We start from the raw sequence: 17,657 nt of genomic DNA, 5'->3' as shown, positions 1-17,657 counted from the left end.
TGCCGCATGGCGAGACGCTCCGTCCCTGCCACGTGCCCCCCAACAACCCACCGCCTTGGCGCATTCCCACAGAGAGGAACACCTTCATGAGTCTCGCTTTGGTGCAAAGCCGTGCCTTGCTGGGACTGGCCGCGCCCGCGGTCACCGTCGAAGTGCACCTGGCCAACGGCCTGCCCAGCTTCACGCTGGTCGGCCTGGCCGAGGTCGAGGTGAAGGAGGCGCGCGAGCGCGTGCGCTCGGCACTGCTCAACGCCGGGCTGGAATTTCCGTCGAACAAGAAAATCACCGTCAACCTCGCCCCGGCCGACCTGCCCAAGGACTCGGGGCGCTTCGATCTGCCCATCGCCCTGGGCCTGCTCGCGGCCAGCGGGCAGATCGACGCGGCGCGGCTCGCGGGCTGGGAGTTCGCGGGCGAGCTGTCGCTGTCGGGCCAGTTGCGCCCCGTGCGCGGCGCGCTGGCCACGGCGCTGGCGCTGCGCCGCCAGCAGGAAGGCGCGCGCCTGGTGCTGCCGCCGCAGAGCGCGCAGGAGGCCGCGCTGGTGCCCGGCACGGCCATCTACGGCGCCGCGCACCTGCTGGACGTGGTGCGCCAGTTCCTGCCCCCGGGCAGCACGCCGCCGGACGGCGACGGCAGCGGCTGGCACGCCCAGCAGCCCGCCCCGCCCGCGCCCGAGGCCACGGGCCCCGACCTGGCCGACGTGAAGGGCCAGGCCGCCGCCCGGCGCGCGCTGGAGATCGCCGCGGCGGGCGGCCATGGGCTGCTGCTGGTGGGGCCGCCCGGGGCGGGCAAGTCCATGCTGGCGCAGCGCTTCGCCGGGCTGCTGCCGCCGCTGGGCGTGGAAGAGGCGCTGGAAAGCGCCGCCATCGCCAGCCTGGCGGGCCGCTTCACGCCGCAGCAGTGGATGCGGCGCGCCACGGCCAGCCCGCACCACAGCAGCAGCGCGGTGGCGCTGGTGGGTGGCGGCTCGCCGCCGCGCCCGGGCGAAATCTCGCTGGCCCATGAAGGCGTGCTGTTCCTCGACGAGTTCCCGGAATTCGCGCGCAGCGCGCTGGAGGCGCTGCGCGAGCCGCTGGAGACCGGCCGCATCACCATCGCGCGCGCGGCGCAGCGTGCCGAGTTCCCGGCGCGCTTCCAGCTCGTGGCGGCCATGAACCCCTGCCCCTGCGGCTTCGCCGGGTCGCGCCAGCAGGCCTGCCGCTGCACGCCCGACCAGGTGGCACGCTACCAGGGCAAGCTCAGCGGCCCGCTGCTCGACCGCATCGACCTGCACGTGGAGGTGCCCGCCCTGCCCGCGCAGGAGCTGCTGCATGCCCCGGCGGGCGAAGCCAGCCAGGCGGTGCGCGCGCGCGTGGTGCAGGCCCGCGAACGCGCGCTGGCGCGCCAGGGCAAGCCCAACCACGCGCTGCAGGGCCAGGAGCTGGACGCGCACCTGGCGCTGGCCCCCGCGGCGCAGGACTTCCTGCAGGCCGCCGCCACCCGGCTGGGCTGGTCGGCGCGCGCCACGCACCGCACGCTGCGCGTGGCGCGCACCATCGCCGACCTGGCGGCCAGCGGCGCCATCGGCACCGCCCACGTCGCGGAGGCCGTGCAGTACCGCCGCGTGCTGCGCCCGGCCTCGGCCACATGACCCCGGGGCATGCCATGGCGCCGGGGCTGCCGGCGGCGTCGGCGCGGCGCGGGCGGCTCGGGCGGCTGCTCCTGCCGGGCTGGTTCATGCTCTCCCTGGGGCTGGTGGCCTTGGCCATCCTCGGGCCCAGCCTGTGGCCCGGCGGCGCGCGCGGCCTGCAGCTGGGGCCCGGCATCCCCCTGCAGGCGCTGGCCGACCCTGGGGGCACACTGGCCCTGGCGGACGTGCTCGCCCTGCCCGATGCGGCCTTCACGCGGCTGGACGCGCCGCTGAGCCAGGGCTACACGCGCGATGTCTACTGGCTGAAGGCCACCGCCCCGGCCGCCGCGCCCGGCGACGCCACACCCGCACCGGCCCGCCGCCTGTGGCTCAGCATCCTGCCGAGCTACCTCGACAGCGTCACGCTGTACCAGCCCGGGGGCGACGGCAGCGGCCATTGGCAGGCGCAGCGCAGCGGCGACACCGTGCCCATGGCGCAGCGCCTGCGCGTGCGGCAGCTCATGTTCCCGCTGCAGGAGGGCCAGCCCTTCATCCTGCGCGTGCAGACCACCAGCCCCATGCAGCTCGACGCCACGGTGTGGCGCAGCCCGGCGCTGCTGGCGCATCTCTCGGGCGTCGAATGGGCCTCCGGCGTGCACCAGGGCATCAACTTCGCGCTGGTCCTGCTGGTCGCCGGGGCCGCGCTGTTCCTGCGCCTGCGCAGCCTGTGGGCGCTGGCGGCGGGCGCCACGGCCACGCTGGTGCACGGCGCGCTGGACCGGGGCTACCTGCAGGTCTGGCTGCCGGGCGCACCGCCCCTGTGGGGCGACCTCGCCGTCAAGCTGGGCACCCTGATGCTGCCGATCGCGCTGTCGTGGCAGTTCCGCGCGCTGCTCACGCAGGGCCCGCGCTGGCGGCGCACCGACCGCGCGCTGCTGGCGCTCGGCGTGGCGCCGCTGCTGTGCCTGCCCAGCATTCCGCTGGGCCGCTACGAGGACTGGGCCTGGATCGGCGTGGCGGCGCCCTGGGCCATCAGCGCGCTGTTCGCCGTGGTCGCATGGAGCAACCTGCTGCGCGAGCGCTGCTCGATGGTGAACGTGCTGATGGCTGGCCCCTCCACGCTGTACGGCGTCATGGGCCTGTACGTGACGGCGGCGTACACCGGGCTGGTGCAACTGCCCCCCATCGAGACCAGCGTGCTCTGGCAGTTGAACACCCTGCTGGTCAACATCGTCGTCACGGTGGCCCTGGGCGCGGGGCTGTACCAGCGGTTCGGCGACGCCATGCGCCGCCAGGCCCATCTGTACAAACGCCTGGCGAAGTCCGAGCATGCGCTGGAGGAGCGCGTGCGCCAGCGCACGGCGGAGCTGCAGCAGACCCAGAACGCGCTGCATGCCGCGCTGCACGGCGAGCGGGCGCTGCGGCAGGAGCAGCGGCAGTTCTTCGCCATGATCAACCACGAGTTCCGCACGCCCCTGGCAGTGGTGGACAGCGCCGCCACCGAACAGCAGGCCTTCCCCAGCCCGGAAACCGCTCCGCAGGTGGAGCGCGCGGCCCAGATCCGCCGCGCCTGCCGCCGCCTGATGGCGCTGGTGGACAACTGCCTGGTCAGCGACCGCCTGGACGCCCAGGCCTTCAAGCCCCAGTGGCGCGACGTGCCGCTGGCCGACATCGTCGATGCGGCCGCCGAGCTGGTGCAGTGGTCCCGCCGCCACCACCTGCGCCTGGACACCGCACGCGCCCCGGCGTGGTGGACCTGCGACCCGGCGCTGGTGCGCATCGCCCTGTCCAACCTGGTGGACAACGCCGTCAAGCACGCCGGGCCCGGGGAGATCACCCTCAGCGCGCACAGCCCGGCGCCCGGCCTGCTGGCACTGGCCGTGAGCGACCAGGGGCCTGGCCTGCCGCCCGAGGCGGCGCAGCACCTCTTCGCGCGCTACGAGCGCGGCGCACGCACCGGCCAGGCCAGCGGCTACGGGCTGGGCCTGTGGGTGGCGCGGCGCATCGCACAGTTGCACGGCGGCGACGTGCAGGCCACGGCGTCGGCGCAGGGCGGCACCTGCTTCACGCTCACCCTGGCGAGCGGCGGGGCCGCGGCATCCGCCGGGCGCTCCTCATTCAATAGCTGATAGCGCTTGCCAGCAAAGGGCTGGAGGCCATTTTGACTTGCAATCCACGCGCGGCCCCGCGTTCACAGGAACATGCCGCCCGACGCCTCGATGCGCTGCGCGTTGATCCAGCCCGTTCCCGGGGCCAGCAGCGCCGCGATCACGCCGCCGATGTCGTCGGGCTGGCCCGCCCGGCCCAGGGCCGTCTGCGCGGCGATGAAGGCATTCACCTGGGCGTTGTCGCGCACGGTGCCGCCGCCGAAGTCGGTCTCGATGGCGCCAGGCGCCACCACGTTCACGGCGATGCCGCGCGCGCCCAGTTCCTTGGCCAGGTAGCGCGTGAGCACTTCCACCGCGCCCTTCATCGCCGCATAGGCGGCATAGCCCGGCAGGGCGAAACGCGCCAGGCCGGAGGACACGTTCAGGATCCGCCCCCCGTCGTTCATCAGCGGCAGCAGCTTTTGCGTGAGGAAGAACACGCCCTTGAGGTGGATGGCCACCAGTTCGTCGAACTGCGCCTCGGTGGTCTCCATGAACGGGGTGTGGATGCCGATGCCGGCGTTGTTCACCAGGAAGTCGAAGCGCTCGCGCTGCCAGTGCTGGCGCAGGGCGTCCTGCACCCGCGCGGCGAAGGCCGCGAAGCCGCCGCTGTGCGCCACGTCCAGCGGCAGGGCCAGCGCGCGGCGGCCCAGGGCCTCGATCTCAGCCACCACGGCCTGGGCTTCGGCGGCCTGGCTGCGGTAGGTGACGATCACGTCGATGCCGGCGCGCGCGGCATGCAGCGCCGCGTTGCGGCCCAGGCCCCGGCTGGCGCCGGTGATCAGGGCGATGGGGGTGGGTGCGGGAGTGGAGGCGGTCATGGCGAGGTCCTTTCCAGAGTGCGGGAGCCAAAGAGATGGCATGCACTTTATTGGGAGATCGAATCGAGATAAATCCCTGAAAATAGACCACATCGTTCATGCAGGAAGAACAATGAACCCCCTGGAGCGCATGCACATCTTCACGCGCGTGGCCGAACTCGCCAGCTTCACGCAGGCGGCGCAGGCGCTGGGCCTGCCCAAGGCCAGCGCCTCCACCGCCATCCAGCAACTGGAGGCGCAACTGGGCACGCGGCTGCTGCACCGCACCACGCGGCGCGTGCAGCTCACGCAGGACGGCCAGGCCTGCTACGAGCGCTGCAAGGACCTGCTGGCCGAGGTGGATGCGCTGCAGTCCATGTTCCAGCAGGCCGACGGCGCGGGCCTGAAGGGGCGCGTGCGCATCGACATGTCCACCGGCATGGCGCGCAATGTGGTGGTGCCGCGCCTGCCCGAACTGCTGCGCCAGCACCCCGGGCTGGCGCTGGAGCTGAGCAGCACCGAGCGCCGCGTGGACGTGATCCGCGAAGGGTTCGATTGCGTGGTGCGCACCGGCGCGGTGGTGGACCAGAGCCTGGTGGCCCGCCCGCTGGGCATGGCACCGCTGGCCAACTGCGCCAGCCCCGCCTACCTGCGGCGCCACGGAACGCCGCGCGCGCTGCCAGACCTGGCGCAGCACCAGCTGGTGCATTTCGTGAACACGCTGGGCGCGCCCTCGGCCGGCTACGAGGCCGTGGTGGACGGCGCCCTGGTGCGCCAGCCCATGGCGGGCGCCATCACCGTGAACAACGCCGAAGCCTACGTGGCCGCCTGCCTGGCGGGCCTGGGCATCATCCAGGTGCCGCGCCTGGGCGTGGTGGACCTGCTGGCACGCGGGGAACTGGTGGAGGTGCTGCCGCAGTGCGCCGCGCCGCCCATGCCGCTCACGCTGGTGTACGCCAACCGCCGCCACCTGCCGCGCCGCGTGCGCATGGTGATGGACTGGCTGGCCGAGGTGGTCGGTGCGCACCTCGGCACGGAGGCAAGCTTCAGCCCGCCGCCCAGGCCCGCTGGTGCCACTGCGAAGGCGCCAGCCCGAAGCGCGCGCGAAACAGCTTGCTGAAGTCCGACGGGTCGCCAAAGCCGCAGCGCCACGCCAGCGCGCCCACGTGCAGGCGCGGGCTCTGCTCGATCAGGCCCCGGGCGCGCTGCAGGCGCAACTCGCGCAGCGTGCCCATCACCGTCTGGCCCTGTGCGGCAAAGGCCTCGTACAGCCGCGTGCGCGAGCAGCCCGCGCCACGCGCTATCGAACCGGCGTCCAGGCCCTGGGTGTGGGCGTGCAGTTCCATGAAGCGCAGCGCCGCCGCGTGGCGGCCGGCGTGCAGGCTCTCCCGCGCGTCCGGCAGGTCCACGCCCGCGCCCTGGCGGCCCAGGTTGCGCAGCATGAGCAGCGCCAGCGCGCGCGTGGCGTCCAGCAGGCCGGCGTATTCCGCCGCGTCGATGCGCTGGGGCTGGTGCACGAGCAGCGCCAGGTGGCCCAGTTGCGCGGCCAGCGCCGGCGCCAGCGTGCAGCGCCCGGGCGCTATCGCCAGATTGCCCGGCTCGCGCCCCAGCGCCGCCTGCGCCACGTCGCGCGGCAGTGCCAGGAACGCCTCGCGCGAGCCTTCGCTCCAGCGGTAGCTGCCCATGCGCCACGGGTCGTACAGGCCGAGCGTGCCGGGCCCGGCGCGCTGGTGCTCGCCAGGCGCGGCGTCGCGCAGCATCTCGCCCGACTGGATCAGCGTGAGCACCACCATGCCGGGCGCATGCGCCATGCGCCGCGCCGCCGCATGCATCTCGTAGGCCGAGGAGCGCATGGTGCCGAACACGCAGCCACCGCCGCCGCGCAGCATCAGCAGCTCGGCGTCGAGCGCCGCGCCGGGCGGCGGCGGCAGCATTTCCACCCACTGGTGGGCGCGCTCGCGCCAGGCGTCGAAGCGCAGCGCCGGCTCCACGTCGTGGGTGTGCAGGCGCTCCAGCGTGCAGGGTGGTGCGGCGGGGGGCATGCGGCGGATTATGGGGAAGGCCGCCCGGGCATGCCCGCCGGCCTCATTTGAAGTACGGCGACAGCGCCTTCAGCAGGCCCTCGGGGTGGTCGGCGCTGGTGAGCGGCACCAGCGCATCCACGTCGTAGGCGACATCGTCGTGAAAGGAGACCCAGTAGGAGTCCTTGGCGTTCCACATGCCGAAGACGCCGGTCTTGGACTGGCACAGCACCGGGCCATAGGCATGGATGCCGAACGTGGACTCGGTGTTGTCCGGACCGCCGTTGCGCTTCCAGTTGGAGTTCTGCCACTCGAAGATGGAGAAGCCCTTGACCAGGGACCGCGGGTTGGCGTCCATGTATTCGCGCACCGCGCTGGCCTGGCCCAGCACCGCGTTCACCTTGGCATCGACCGAGCCGATGCCGATGTTGTTCGTGCCCAGCTCGGTGATGACCAGCGGCACGCCCAGGTTCAGGTTGTCGTAGGCCTGCAGGATGTTGTCGCGCAGGTCGTTGCCGGTCTTGAGCTTGAAGGTCTGCACCGCGTTGTAGAAGCGGCTCTGGTAGAGATCGGCCGGCAACTGCTTGCGCAGCTCCTCGTAGAACCTCTTCTCGTCGGCGTTGCTGACGGGCACCGTCATGTAGTGGTCCGGCGCGAGCTTGTGGAGCAGGCTGGCCACGTGCGCGGCCTTCGGGAACAGCGCCTGCCAGGTCTGGTCCTCCTTCGGCAGATCGAGCTCGTTGCCGATGCTGAAGGAGTGCACCGCCGGGTGGATGGCGCCATTCTTCTTCACGCTGGCCACGATCTGCGTGACGGTGAGGTCGATGTTGTCCCACGGGCGGTTGCTGCCGTCCTGGTTCTTGAAGTTGTAGTTCGAGACCGGGATGATGACCTTGATGCCCAGCGACTGCGCCTTGTCCAGGAAGGCGATGTGGCCGTTGCCGCCGGTGGTCCATTTGTCGGAGCCGCGCTGGTAGTTGTAGTCGTACAGGCGGATCAGATTCACGCCCTGCGCGGCCATGGCCTCCAGGTCGTTGCGCCCGCAGCCGTCCTTGCTGCCCCACAAGGCCTGGAAGGCGCTGGAGGTGGCGTCGGAATCGAAGAACGCCCCCGTGGGGTTGCTCTGGAACTTGGCCGGAATGGCCGAGTACGCCACGCCGCGCCACGGCTGCTCGAACACGCTGGCGGGCGAGGCGCGGTCGCCCGCGTCGACGAACACGATGGCGTTGCGCAGCGTCCCCTGGCCCGGCAGGCTCGCCCCGGCCAGCGGCACGGCGGCGAAGCTCAGGCTGCGCGTGGCGCTGTCGTACACCGGGTCGGCCAGCGTCAGCGGCACGATGCCGTAGTCGCCATTGCCCGGATCGCCGGCCACGGAGGCGTTGGGCAGCGCATCGCCGAAGCGCTCGTCCCAGACGTTGACGAAGTTGCCCAGGCTCTCGAAGTCGCCCGCGCGCGCCGGCGCGTTGTTCATCCACAGCACGTCCTCATCCACGTCCTGCAGCACCAGCCGCTGGCCGCCCTTGCCATCGGACTGCAGCGCGGTGCGGCCCGCCGCCATGGCGAAGGTCGAGCCCTGCGCGGGCGCCTGCAGGTTGTTCAGCAGCGTCACCACCGGCAGGGTGAAGCTGCCCACGCTGGCCCCCGTGCCGGGCGACACCTTGGTCACGCGCAGTTCCAGGCGCAGCGTGCGCGTGGCCGCGTCGTACTGCGCCGCCTGCACGCTGCCGAACACCGCGTGCACGCCGCTGGCGTTCTGGAACTGCAGCAGGGCATTCGGCGCCACGCCGCCATACACGCGCTGCCAGTCGGCGCCCACGAAGTTCTGGACGCGGGCCTCGCCAACCTCGCGCGCCGGGCGGTCGCTGTACCAGTCCACCCCGGGCTCGACGCCCGTCAGGGTCACGCTGAGCGTCTGCCCGGCGGCCACCGCGCCGGCCTGCCCGGCATCGGCCGACAGCACGTAGATGCGCTTCGTCACGTCGCCGGTGTCCGGGGTGGTGCCACCGTCGCCGCCACCACCGCCGCAGGCCGCCAGCAGCAGGGCGCAGGACAGCGCCAAGGCGCTGGCCGGGAAAAGGCGGGGGGTCTCGCGTCGTGCGGGGGTCGTCATGGTGGGTCTCCTTCTGGGAATGTGTGCGCAGGGAAGCGGCCCCCTGTCACTGGCCATCGGCCACGCGCGCGAAAAGGCCGCGCGCCGTGTCTTCGCCGAAATACTCGATCTGCATCTGCACGGCCCGGTGTCCGCCGTCCAGGCTGAACTGCACGGCCGACACCGAGCCGGGCGGCGCGCTCTCGCCCTCGGGCGTGAAAACGAACTGGTCGCCGCTCCAGTGGCGCAGCCGGTAGCGCACCCGCGCCGGGCCGAGCACGAGGTCGAGCGCATCGCCGCTGCGCTGCACCTCGGCGCCGCCGTAGTAGGCGCTGGCGTAGCGCCCGGCGTACTGCGCCAGCGGCTGGGGCGGCAGCGGCGCGGCGGGCGGCTGCTGGCCCGCCAGCGCGCCCAGCGGGCGGTACAGGCCGCGCATCTTTTCCTGCATCACGGCGAGCCAGTCGGCGCTGGGCGCACCCGGCGCGGCATCGCCCAGCGCCTGCTCGCCAAAGGCCAGCGCAATGGCCTCGGCCAGGCCGCGCGGCTGGGCATTGGTGAGCACGGTGATGCCCAGATCCGCCTGCGGCCAGAGGATGAACGCGGTGTGCGCGCCCAGCAGGAACGCACCCGAATGCGAGACGCTGGGGTGGCCGTGCGGATCGGGCCCCACGTTGAAGCCATAGCCATAGGCGCCGCCGGGGCGCGCCGTCATCGCCGCCTGCAGCGCCGCCGCGTCGGCCAGTTGCCGCCCCTGCCAGCGGCCCTGGGCCAGCACCAGCGCCATCCAGCGCGCCATGTCGGCCGCGCTGGCGCTGACGCCGCCCGCAGGCGACTGCGCATCGGGCTGGCGCGGGGGCTGCTGCACGGCGTAGCGCGCCGGCGCGGCGCCGTAGCTGGCCGCGCTGATGCCGGCCTGCACATGGCCCCAGGCGCGGTTCTCGCGCGCGGCGAAATCGGCGTAGCGCGAACTGGTGCGCGCCATGCCCAGCGGCTGGTACAGCGTCTGCGCGGACAGCGTGGCCCAGTCCACGCCGCGCGCCTGGGCCATGGCCTCGGCGGCGGCCGTCAGGCCGAAGTTGGTGTAGGCGTAGCTGCCGTAGGGGTTCAGCGCCGCGTGGCGCAGGCGCTGCAGCACCTCGGCGCGCGTGTGGCCCAGGTCTTCGAGCAGGTCGCCCGCGTGATCCGGCAGGCCGCTGCGGTGCGCATACAGGTCGCCCAGGGTCAGGCGGGCGTTGTCCTGCGCATCGGCGTAGCCCAGGGCGAAACCGGGCAGCAGGTGCTGCACGGGCGTGCTCCAGCCGATGGCGGACGTGCCACCCTGCATCTGCCCGGCCATGACGGTGGCGCCCACGGACTTGGACAGCGAGGCGAGCTGGAACACCGTGTCGGCGTCCACCGGCGCGTCGCCATCCACCCGGCGCACGCCGAAGCCGCGCGCATACAGCGTCTCGCCCCGGTACACCACCGCCACGGCCACGCCCGGCACGCCGGTGCGCGCCATCCACTGCGGCACCAGGGTGTCGAGCCCGGCCGCGGCCTGCCGCACCGCGCCTGGCGCCGCCGTGCCGCCGCAGGCGCCCAGTGCGCACGCCAGGCCGGCCAGCGCGCCCAGGCGAAGAAGGGAAAGGGTGGGGAACATGGCTTGCTGCGGGTGTCGTGGTTCTGTCGCTTCGACTGTAGGCACGGGCCCGGGGGCGATGGGCGACGATCTGGCGGTGATTCGTCCCAGGTTGGGGGAATGCGTCCCACCCGGAGGCGGGGTGGGACGCAGCGGGAGCGCGCGCAAGCGCGAGAGACTCTGTTTTTGATAGCTTTTAGCGCTTTCCTGGTAAGCGCTGGAGCCGTTTTTTGTCTTAATTTTCCTTAGGGCAGGTATTGCACCGGAACGGGGAAGCTCAGGTGGTTCTTGATGGCCGCCTCGTCGTTTTCGCGGCTCTGGTTGGGGTTGGCACCGACGCACCACATGTCGGACTTGGGGTGCTTGCCGCCCGCCGGGGTCGTGACACTGCACGCGCTGCTGTCAACGATGCTGGCCCGGTTGGACGGGCAGTCGGCCAGCGCGCCGGTGCAGGCGGAGAACTTCTCCTTGACGAGCAAGGTGTAGACGTTGTCCTGCGCGTCGGTGAAGCGCACCTTCATGGGGTAGGAGGGCATGGTGCCCACGCGAAAGCCGACGATGCGGTTGGTGTCGGGCATAAGCACGTCCTGCTTGACGTTGTCGCAGTTGGGGTCGCTGGCGTCCTGGCCCAGCGAGCAGGCACCGTACTTCTTGAGCAACGGCTTGTTCTCGGGCACGCGGTCGGCGGGGTTGCCCAGCAGCACGTCGAAGCCGTCGTGGTAGTTGAAGGCGCGCCCGTTCTCCAGCCCCTGCACGCCGCCCACGGTGAACACCAGGCCGTTGCCCAGCTCGCTCATGAAGCCCACGGCGTCATCCACCGAGAAGCCGTAGGCGCTCATGCCCAGGTCGTCGTGGATCAGCTTGACGTAGGGGTTGAAGGCAAGCCTGGGGTCGGCCTGGACGGCGCCCTGGCCGTAGTTGTATTGCAGGTCCTGGATGTACATGGCCTGCACGTAGGCGTGGTCACGGCCCTGGGCCGTGGTGGCACCCAGCTTGTTGGCGCCCGCGCCGCAGCCTTCGTTGTAGGGCACCCAGCCGTAGATGTGCTTGATGGCCTCCCAGAACTTGAACTCGGCGACGTGCGGCGGAATCTTGCCCGAGCCCTTGGGCTCGCCGGTGCATTGCCTGGCGTCGTACATCGCCAAATACTTCTTGTGGTTCTCGGCGAAGAAGTCCTTGACGAGGGCCAGCTTGCCCTGCATCTCCTGCGGGGCGGGGCAGTCCTGCGGGTACTTCTTGCGGGTGTATTGGGAGATGTCCTCGCTGCCCCAATCGACGCAGGCGCCCCACAGGTCCTGGATGTTCTGCACCGACTGGCCCCATTGCAGGCTGCGCTGCTCCTCGGGCGTGCATTGCTTGTCGATGCACTTCTGCACGGTGAGCACCGGCGGGTTCTGACCGTCCGGCGGCTGCACGGGCACGTCGGCGTCCTGGACCAGGTAGCCGCCGCGCTGGGCGAAGATGTTGTAGCCGCCGGGCAGGCGCACTTCGCTCATGTTGTAGACCGGCCAGCCTTCGCCCAGGCCACCCAGGAAGCTGCGCAGCGCCTTGCGGAACGCGGCGGGCTTTTGCACCGAGCCGCTGTAGCCGATGTAGGGGTTGTCCCGGGGGCCGATGGCCACGGGCATGTAGACGTGATCGACGTAGGAAATGTTGTAGCCCACGTTGGCGGGCTTGAGCAGCCGCGCGGCCTGCCCTGCGGGGATGTCGGAGTCGCCGAAGGTGTATTCAGACAGTTGCGCGAAGGCGTCTTCGGGGAACTGCACCGCGCTGGCGTACGTGGTCAGCGCGCACGCCGTGCCCTGCGCCTGGCAGGTCACCTCGGCGGGGGTGGCGATGGATTTGTCCTCATCGTTGCGCAGGCGCTTGTTGCGGTCGGCCAGCAGCATGCGACCGCCGTTCCACCAGGTGATGTACTGCTTGGGGCCGAGTTCGCTGTAGAGCGGCAGGGTGATGGTGACTTCGGAGCCGGGCGGAATGCCCTGGCCGTCGTTGACGTAGAGCTTATAGACCACGTCGGTGGGCAGTGCCTCGGTGGTGCGCAGGCAGCCCTGCACCCACAGGTTCTCCGCATTGGTGCTGGTGGAGAGCACGGGGTAGATCTGCTCGTCGGCGTTGTTGCGGATGGTGATGGTCTTGGGCGCGACCGTCACGTCCTGCATGCCGTAGTCCTTGCAGACGACGGAGCCCTGGGGCGCGCCCGCGCCCGGCGGGGGGCCGGAGGTGGGGGGCGTGTCGCTGGCGTCACTGCCGCCGCCGCAGGCCGTGAGGGTGAACATGAATGCCAGCGCGGCGGCGGCGCTCACGGGGCGCCGGATCGCGCCGTTCGGGGCAGAGGGGTGCATGGCTTGAAACTCCTTGTGGTTCTACAGGTACGAATCTAGGGAGAAACGGGCCAGGGCATGAACACGATCTGCGGTGCCGGCGTCCCAGGTTGAGGAAGGGCGTCCCGCACGCCCGTCAGGTCAGAGCACTTCGTCCAGCCAGTCCATCGAGACGGCGGCGGAGTAGGCCAGGTTGCCCGTCTGGCAATGGCCGTCGGCGCCTTCCTCGGCGGTGAACAGGTGGTGCGCCACCGGCCCGGCCACGGTGTTCAGGAAGTGCGTGCACTGCGCCTGGGGCTCCTGCCCCTCGCCGCTGCCCACCAGGGCCAGCGACGGGCAGCGGATGTTGCGCAGATCGGCATCGCTGACGCGGAAGTCGCGCAGCCGCTGGTAGGCCTGCTTGAAGCTGTCACGCCCCATGCGCACCATCAGGCTGCGCATCATCTCGCGCTGCTGCGGCGGGATCGCCGTGTCGGGAATGTGGTCCAGGTCGGCCAGGCGGATGTCCTCGGCGTCGGGCCACTCGGCCGGGTCGAAGCCGACGAACGACACCATGTAGGCGTGCAGATCGACGATGGGCGAATTGGCGATCAGCGCGCGGATGCGCGGCTCGTGTGCCGCCATGCGCGTGGCGAAGTAGCCGCCGTAGCTGATGCCCATGAGCGCCACGCGGCGCGGGTCGGTGCCCCGGCGCGCCAGCAGGAAGTCCAGCGCCGCGCGGGCGATGACCTCGTACTCCGGCACGAAGGCCAGGCCGGGGTACCAGCGCAGCGTGTCCATCTGCCCCGGCCCCGTGACCAGCAGCAGGTGGTAGCCGCGCTCCAGCGCCGCGCGGCCGTAGGCCAGCCAGGTTTCCTCCAGCGTGCCGTCGTAGCCGCTGATGATGATCAGCGTCCTGCCCTGCCTGCGGCCCGCCTGCGGCGCGCGGAAGTAGTACGCGGGCAGCAGCTTGTTGCCGAAGGGCATGGCCGCCTCCTCGCACGCCAGCTCGGGGGCGCGCAGCATCGCCGCCAGGAAGCACTCGCGGCTCTTGAGGCCGAGCGCCGCGTGGCGCGGGTCCAGCACGCCGCAGTAGTACTCGGCGGCGCGGTAGTTGTTGCAGGCCACCAGGTACTGGTCGCGCGCGCTGAGCGCATGGCCGCGCCGCGCGCGCGCCTGCGCGTCCTCCTCCTGGCGCACGGCAGCGGCGGCGAACTCGTTCACCCAGCTCGCCGGCTGTCCGTTCTGGATGCGCTGCGCCAGCGCGAAGCACTCGCCCACCGAGGCGCCGCCGTAGCGCGCCGCGCCGAGCTGGCGCATGAGCTGGAAGTCCATCTCGGCATCGGCGAAGCCGGCCACGCGCGTCGCGCCGCGCTCGGTGCCCGTGGGCGCCGCCGTGGCCGCCCGCGCCGGGGGCGCCAGCAGGGGCAGCGCCAGCCCGGCGGCGGCCGCCGCCATGAAGCCGCGCCGCCGCGCCAGGGGGTTGTTGCAGGGGTTCATCGTTCAACTCCGTTCGTGGTGGGCGCCCGTGTGCGCCCGTTGGTGCCATTCGGTGGGCGAGAGCCCGAAGCGCGCGCGGAACAGCTTGCTGAAGCCCGAGGCGTCGGCAAAGCCGCAGCGCCACGCCAGCGCACCCACGTTCAGCCGCTGGCCCTGCGCCAGCAGCCCCTGGGCGCGCTGCAGGCGCATGTCGCGCAGCACGCCCATCACCGTCTGGCCCTGCGCCGCGAAGGCCTCGTACAGCCGCGTGCGCGAGCAGCCCGCGCCCTGCGCAATGGCCGCGGCGTCCAGGTCGTGGCGGTGCACCTGCTGCTCCATGAAGCGCAGCGCCGCCGCATGGCGGCCGGCGTGCAGGCATTCGTGCAGATCGGGCAGGTCGGCGGCCGCGCCCTGGCGGCCCAGGTTGCGCAGCATGAGCAGCGCCAGCGCGCGCGTGGCGTCCAGCAGGGCGGCGCATTCGCTGGCGTCCAGCGTGCCCTGGCGCAGCAGCAGGGCCGCGTGGCCCATCTGGCTGGAGAGCGCCGGGGCCAGCGCGCAGCGCGCGCTGAGCAGCCGGGTGGAAGGCTCCTGCCCCAGCGCGGCGGCCACGTCCTGGCGCGGCAGGGCCAGGAAGACCTGGCGCGCGCCCTGGCCCCAGCGGTACGCGCCCGCCTCGCGCGGCGCGCACAGGCTCAGGGCGCCCGGCCCCTTGCGCGGATAGGCCTGGGGCAGCAGGTCGCCGGACTGCATCAGCGTCAGCACCACCATGTCGTCGGGCTGCGCGCGCCGCGCGCCGGTGCGCATCTCGTAGGCCGACGAGCGCGTGGCGCCCAGGGTGCACACGCCGCTGGACAGGGTGGTCAGCTCGGCCTCCAGCGGCACCTCGGGCGCGGGCCGGAAGTCCACCCAGCGGTGGGCGATCTCCTGCCACGCCGCGTGGCGCAGCGCGGGCTCCAGGTCCGCCGAGGAACGGTGCTCCAGAACGCAGGCAGGCAGTGTGGGGGGCGTCATGGCGCGAAGTTTAGGAACGCACCGCCGCACCGCGAACCCGCGCGCGGCGCATTCCGGACGCATTCCCTTAACCTGGGACGCAGTCCCAGGGCCGTGCGCTCAGCGCCCCCACAGGCGCTGGTGCCACTCGGTGGGCGAGAGCCCGAAGCGCGCGCGGAACAGCTTGCTGAAATCCGACGGGTTGGCGAAGCCGCAGCGCCACGCCAGCCCGCCCACGTGCAGCCGGGCGCTTTGCTCGATGCCGCGCCGCGCGCGCTGCAGGCGCAGCTCGCGCAGCGCGCCCATCACGGTCTGGCCCTGCGCCGCGAAGGCCTCGTACAGCCGCGTGCGCGAGCAGCCCGCGCCGCGCGCGATGGCAGCCGCGTCCAGGTCGTGGCGGTGCGCCTGCTGCTCCATGAAGCGCAGCGCCGCCGCATGGCGGCCGGCGTGCAGGCACTCGTTCAGATCGGGCAGGTCGGCGCCCAGGCCCTGGCGGCCCAGGTTGCGCAGCATGAGCAGCGCCAGCGCGCGCGTGGCGTCCAGCACCCCGCCGTACTCCACGCCGTCGAGCTGCCCGGGCCGGCGCACCAGCAGCGCCAGGTGGCCGAGCTGGCTGGCCAGCATGGGCGCCAGCGCGCAGCGCTGCGGTAGCAGCAGCGTGTTGCCCGGCTTGTGCCCCAGTGTGTCCCACACCAGGCGGCGCGGCAGCGCCAGGTAGGTCTGGCGCGCCCCGGCGCCCCAGCGGTAGCAGCCTTCCTGCTCGGGCACGTACATGCCCAGCATGCCCGCCGTGGCGTGCTGGCGCTCGCCCGGCGCGGCGTTCAGCCGCATCTCGCCGGCCTGGAGCAGCGAGAGCACCACCATGTCCTCCGCCGGGGGCACGTGCTGCGGGCCGGTGCGCATTTCGTAGGCGGTGGAGCGCTTGGTGCCGAAGAAGCTCGCCTGGCCGCGCAGCAGCGACCAGGAGGCGTCGAGCTCCTCGCCCGGCGACAGGGGCTGCACGTCCACCCAGTTGTGCGCCACGTCGCGCCAGTAATCCAGGCGAATGGCCGGATCGACTTCGCTGGAGGACCAATGCTCCAGCACGCAGGGCGCGGGGGTGGGTGTCATGGCGACGGATTGTAGGCAGCGGCATTCCACGGCAGCAGGCTTGGCGCGGGCTGCCGCCGGACGCATTTCCTCAACCTGGGACGCCGGCACCCAAGATCGTCCACGGCGCGGCCGCCATCCGTTCCTAGACTTGCCTGCGATGGCGGCCGCAGGCCGCCACTGCGGCCAGAACCATCCACCCGGCAACCCGTTCCGCCATGCGCCAGCGCATGCCCCGCGCCCCGTGGGTGTGCGCTGGCGGCACTGCGTCGGCAGCACGGGGTTTGAAGCCGAATCGGCCCTGAACCCTTTCCAGGCAAGCGCGAGCAGCTACCCAATGCATAGCATCCACGAAATACCAAAGGCCCCGCCATGCGCATCCATGCCCTGATCGCCGCCGCCGCGCTGCTGGCCAGCGCCAGCGCGCAGGCGGCGCCCTACGCCACCACCTACCACGGCACCATCGCCGGCTCCCAGATCCCCGCCGACGCGCCCGATGGCGCGGCCTTCACCCTCACCCTGGTGTTCGACAACGGCGACGGCAGCGCCACCAGCCAGCACTGGAACATCGGCGACCTGGCCTGCGGCTTCTGGCGCTGGCGCGTGGACGGCACGCGCAGCGTGGCGGTGGCGCTGGACTTGCGCGGCGGCGTGGCCCAGGGCCTGGGCAGCGCCCGCACCGACGCGGCGGGCGCGCTGACGCAGGTGTTCTCCTCGGTCAACACCGGCGGCCCGCTGGCCTGGGCCGACTACGGCGTGAGCGGCCTGGCCCCGGGTACGGCCATCGGCTGGTTTGCCGATGGCACGCCCCAGGTCTTCGGCCTGATGGCGGGCGGGGGCGGCGGCAGCTTCGACGACGGCGCGGGCACCGCCGCCGGGGGCGTGGACATGGCCCCGGCGCGCTGGAGCGCGCCGCTGCCCTTCACCGGCACCTGCGACGCCAGCGCCGAGCCGCCCGTGGCCCACGCCATTGGCACCCACGTCACACCCGCGGAAGGCGGCACGCTCACTTGCCCAGCCACGGCGCTGCACGGCAGCAGCGCGCACTGCACGGCGCAGCCCACGCCGGGCTACACCACCGAAACCATCGACGGCTGCGGCGGCACCGCTACGGGCGCGGGCGTGAACGGCTACGACACCGGCGCCATCACCGGCGCCTGCACGGTGGCGGCGCGCTTCACGCGCAATGTCTACGCCATCGCCACCAGCGCCACGCCCACGAACGGCGGCACGCTGGACTGCCCGGCCACGGTGGCGCATGGCGGCGATGCCGTCTGCCACGCGGCGGCGGCCACAGGCTTCGGCTTCAGCCACTTCACGGGCTGCGACAGCGCCAGCGGCAGCACCTGCACGCTGGCCAATGTGCAGGGCCCGCGCAGCGTGGCCGCCGTCTTCACGCCGATCGCGCCCGCCGGGGTGGCGATTCCGGTGCTGGCACCGTGGGGGGTGTGGCTGCTGGCGGGGCTGCTCGGGGTGCTGGGGCTGCGGCGCAGGGGCGGGTAATTCCAGTTCCA

At 72.3% G+C, this 17,657-nt stretch carries 12 protein-coding genes; 4 read left to right on the top strand and 8 right to left on the bottom strand.

Going from position 1 to position 17,657, the window contains the following annotated elements; genetic code table 11:
* Positions 1–86 precede the first annotated feature (86 nt).
* Positions 87–1,628: a YifB family Mg chelatase-like AAA ATPase gene (locus YS110_15770; GenBank protein UJB66108.1), complete on the top strand. Its 1,542-nt coding sequence runs from the start codon at positions 87–89 to the stop codon at positions 1,626–1,628.
* 86 nt (positions 1,629–1,714) lie between these two features.
* Positions 1,715–3,736 (top strand): histidine kinase, encoded by a 2,022-nt coding sequence (locus YS110_15765; GenBank protein UJB67481.1) that lies wholly within the window; start codon positions 1,715–1,717, stop codon positions 3,734–3,736.
* A 62-nt stretch (positions 3,737–3,798) separates the two neighbouring features.
* Here the strand turns inward: YS110_15765 and YS110_15760 are convergent, their stop codons facing one another.
* Positions 3,799–4,575 carry an SDR family oxidoreductase gene (locus YS110_15760; GenBank protein UJB66107.1) on the bottom strand — a complete coding sequence of 259 codons (777 nt, stop codon included), beginning with the start codon at positions 4,573–4,575 and terminating at the stop codon, positions 3,799–3,801.
* A 112-nt stretch (positions 4,576–4,687) separates the two neighbouring features.
* Between YS110_15760 and YS110_15755 the strand changes: the two genes are divergently transcribed.
* Positions 4,688–5,674 (top strand): LysR family transcriptional regulator, encoded by a 987-nt coding sequence (locus YS110_15755; protein UJB66106.1) that lies wholly within the window; start codon positions 4,688–4,690, stop codon positions 5,672–5,674.
* Here the strand turns inward: YS110_15755 and YS110_15750 are convergent.
* The 7 genes from YS110_15750 to YS110_15720 form a co-directional block, all read right to left on the bottom strand.
* A complete protein-coding gene (locus YS110_15750) occupies positions 5,601–6,596 on the bottom strand; it encodes a helix-turn-helix transcriptional regulator (protein ID UJB66105.1) in 996 nt (331 codons plus the stop codon). The two genes, YS110_15755 and YS110_15750, sit on opposite strands and share 74 nt — an antisense overlap.
* A gap of 43 nt (positions 6,597–6,639) precedes the next feature.
* The gene (locus YS110_15745; protein ID UJB66104.1) at positions 6,640–8,685 is read right to left on the bottom strand and encodes a hypothetical protein; all 2,046 of its coding nucleotides are present in this window, start codon (positions 8,683–8,685) and stop codon (positions 6,640–6,642) included.
* A gap of 46 nt (positions 8,686–8,731) precedes the next feature.
* Positions 8,732–10,303, bottom strand: coding sequence for a serine hydrolase (locus YS110_15740; GenBank protein ID UJB66103.1), 1,572 nt, complete (start codon positions 10,301–10,303; stop codon positions 8,732–8,734).
* Positions 10,304–10,527: 224 nt separating this feature from the next.
* A complete protein-coding gene (locus YS110_15735) occupies positions 10,528–12,627 on the bottom strand; it encodes a hypothetical protein (GenBank protein UJB66102.1) in 2,100 nt (699 codons plus the stop codon).
* Between the two features lie 120 nt (positions 12,628–12,747).
* A complete protein-coding gene (locus YS110_15730; GenBank protein ID UJB67480.1) occupies positions 12,748–14,043 on the bottom strand; it encodes an alpha/beta fold hydrolase in 1,296 nt (431 codons plus the stop codon).
* Positions 14,044–14,088: 45 nt separating this feature from the next.
* Entirely contained in the window at positions 14,089–15,075 is a 987-nt protein-coding gene (locus tag YS110_15725; protein ID UJB66101.1) for a helix-turn-helix transcriptional regulator, read from the bottom strand.
* A gap of 99 nt (positions 15,076–15,174) precedes the next feature.
* Entirely contained in the window at positions 15,175–16,140 is a 966-nt protein-coding gene (locus YS110_15720; protein UJB67479.1) for an AraC family transcriptional regulator, read from the bottom strand.
* A gap of 375 nt (positions 16,141–16,515) precedes the next feature.
* Here YS110_15720 and YS110_15715 point away from each other — a divergent pair, with 375 nt between their 5' ends.
* Positions 16,516–17,646, top strand: a complete 1,131-nt coding sequence (locus YS110_15715; protein UJB66100.1) for a hypothetical protein — start codon at positions 16,516–16,518, stop codon at positions 17,644–17,646.
* Positions 17,647–17,657: the final 11 nt, after the last annotated feature.

The sequence above is a fragment of the Acidovorax sp. YS12 genome, from assembly GCA_021496925.1.
GTDB lineage: Bacteria > Pseudomonadota > Gammaproteobacteria > Burkholderiales > Burkholderiaceae_C > Paenacidovorax.
This window is presented reverse-complemented; position numbering and strand designations above follow the sequence as displayed.

What these genes read in the sequence shown, in the direction of transcription:
- YS110_15770 (UJB66108.1), top strand. Translation starts at nt 87, where the DNA reads ATGAGTCTCGCTTTGGTGCAAAGCCGTGCCTTGCTGGGACTGGCCGCG.
- YS110_15765 (UJB67481.1), top strand. Translation starts at nt 1,715, where the DNA reads ATGCTCTCCCTGGGGCTGGTGGCCTTGGCCATCCTCGGGCCCAGCCTG.
- YS110_15760 (UJB66107.1), bottom strand. Translation starts at nt 4,575, where the DNA reads ATGACCGCCTCCACTCCCGCACCCACCCCCATCGCCCTGATCACCGGC.
- YS110_15755 (UJB66106.1), top strand. Translation starts at nt 4,688, where the DNA reads ATGAACCCCCTGGAGCGCATGCACATCTTCACGCGCGTGGCCGAACTC.
- YS110_15750 (UJB66105.1), bottom strand. Translation starts at nt 6,596, where the DNA reads ATGCCCCCCGCCGCACCACCCTGCACGCTGGAGCGCCTGCACACCCAC.
- YS110_15745 (UJB66104.1), bottom strand. Translation starts at nt 8,685, where the DNA reads ATGACGACCCCCGCACGACGCGAGACCCCCCGCCTTTTCCCGGCCAGC.
- YS110_15740 (UJB66103.1), bottom strand. Translation starts at nt 10,303, where the DNA reads ATGTTCCCCACCCTTTCCCTTCTTCGCCTGGGCGCGCTGGCCGGCCTG.
- YS110_15735 (UJB66102.1), bottom strand. Translation starts at nt 12,627, where the DNA reads ATGCACCCCTCTGCCCCGAACGGCGCGATCCGGCGCCCCGTGAGCGCC.
- YS110_15730 (UJB67480.1), bottom strand. Translation starts at nt 14,043, where the DNA reads ATGGCGGCGGCCGCCGCCGGGCTGGCGCTGCCCCTGCTGGCGCCCCCG.
- YS110_15725 (UJB66101.1), bottom strand. Translation starts at nt 15,075, where the DNA reads ATGACGCCCCCCACACTGCCTGCCTGCGTTCTGGAGCACCGTTCCTCG.
- YS110_15715 (UJB66100.1), top strand. Translation starts at nt 16,516, where the DNA reads ATGCGCATCCATGCCCTGATCGCCGCCGCCGCGCTGCTGGCCAGCGCC.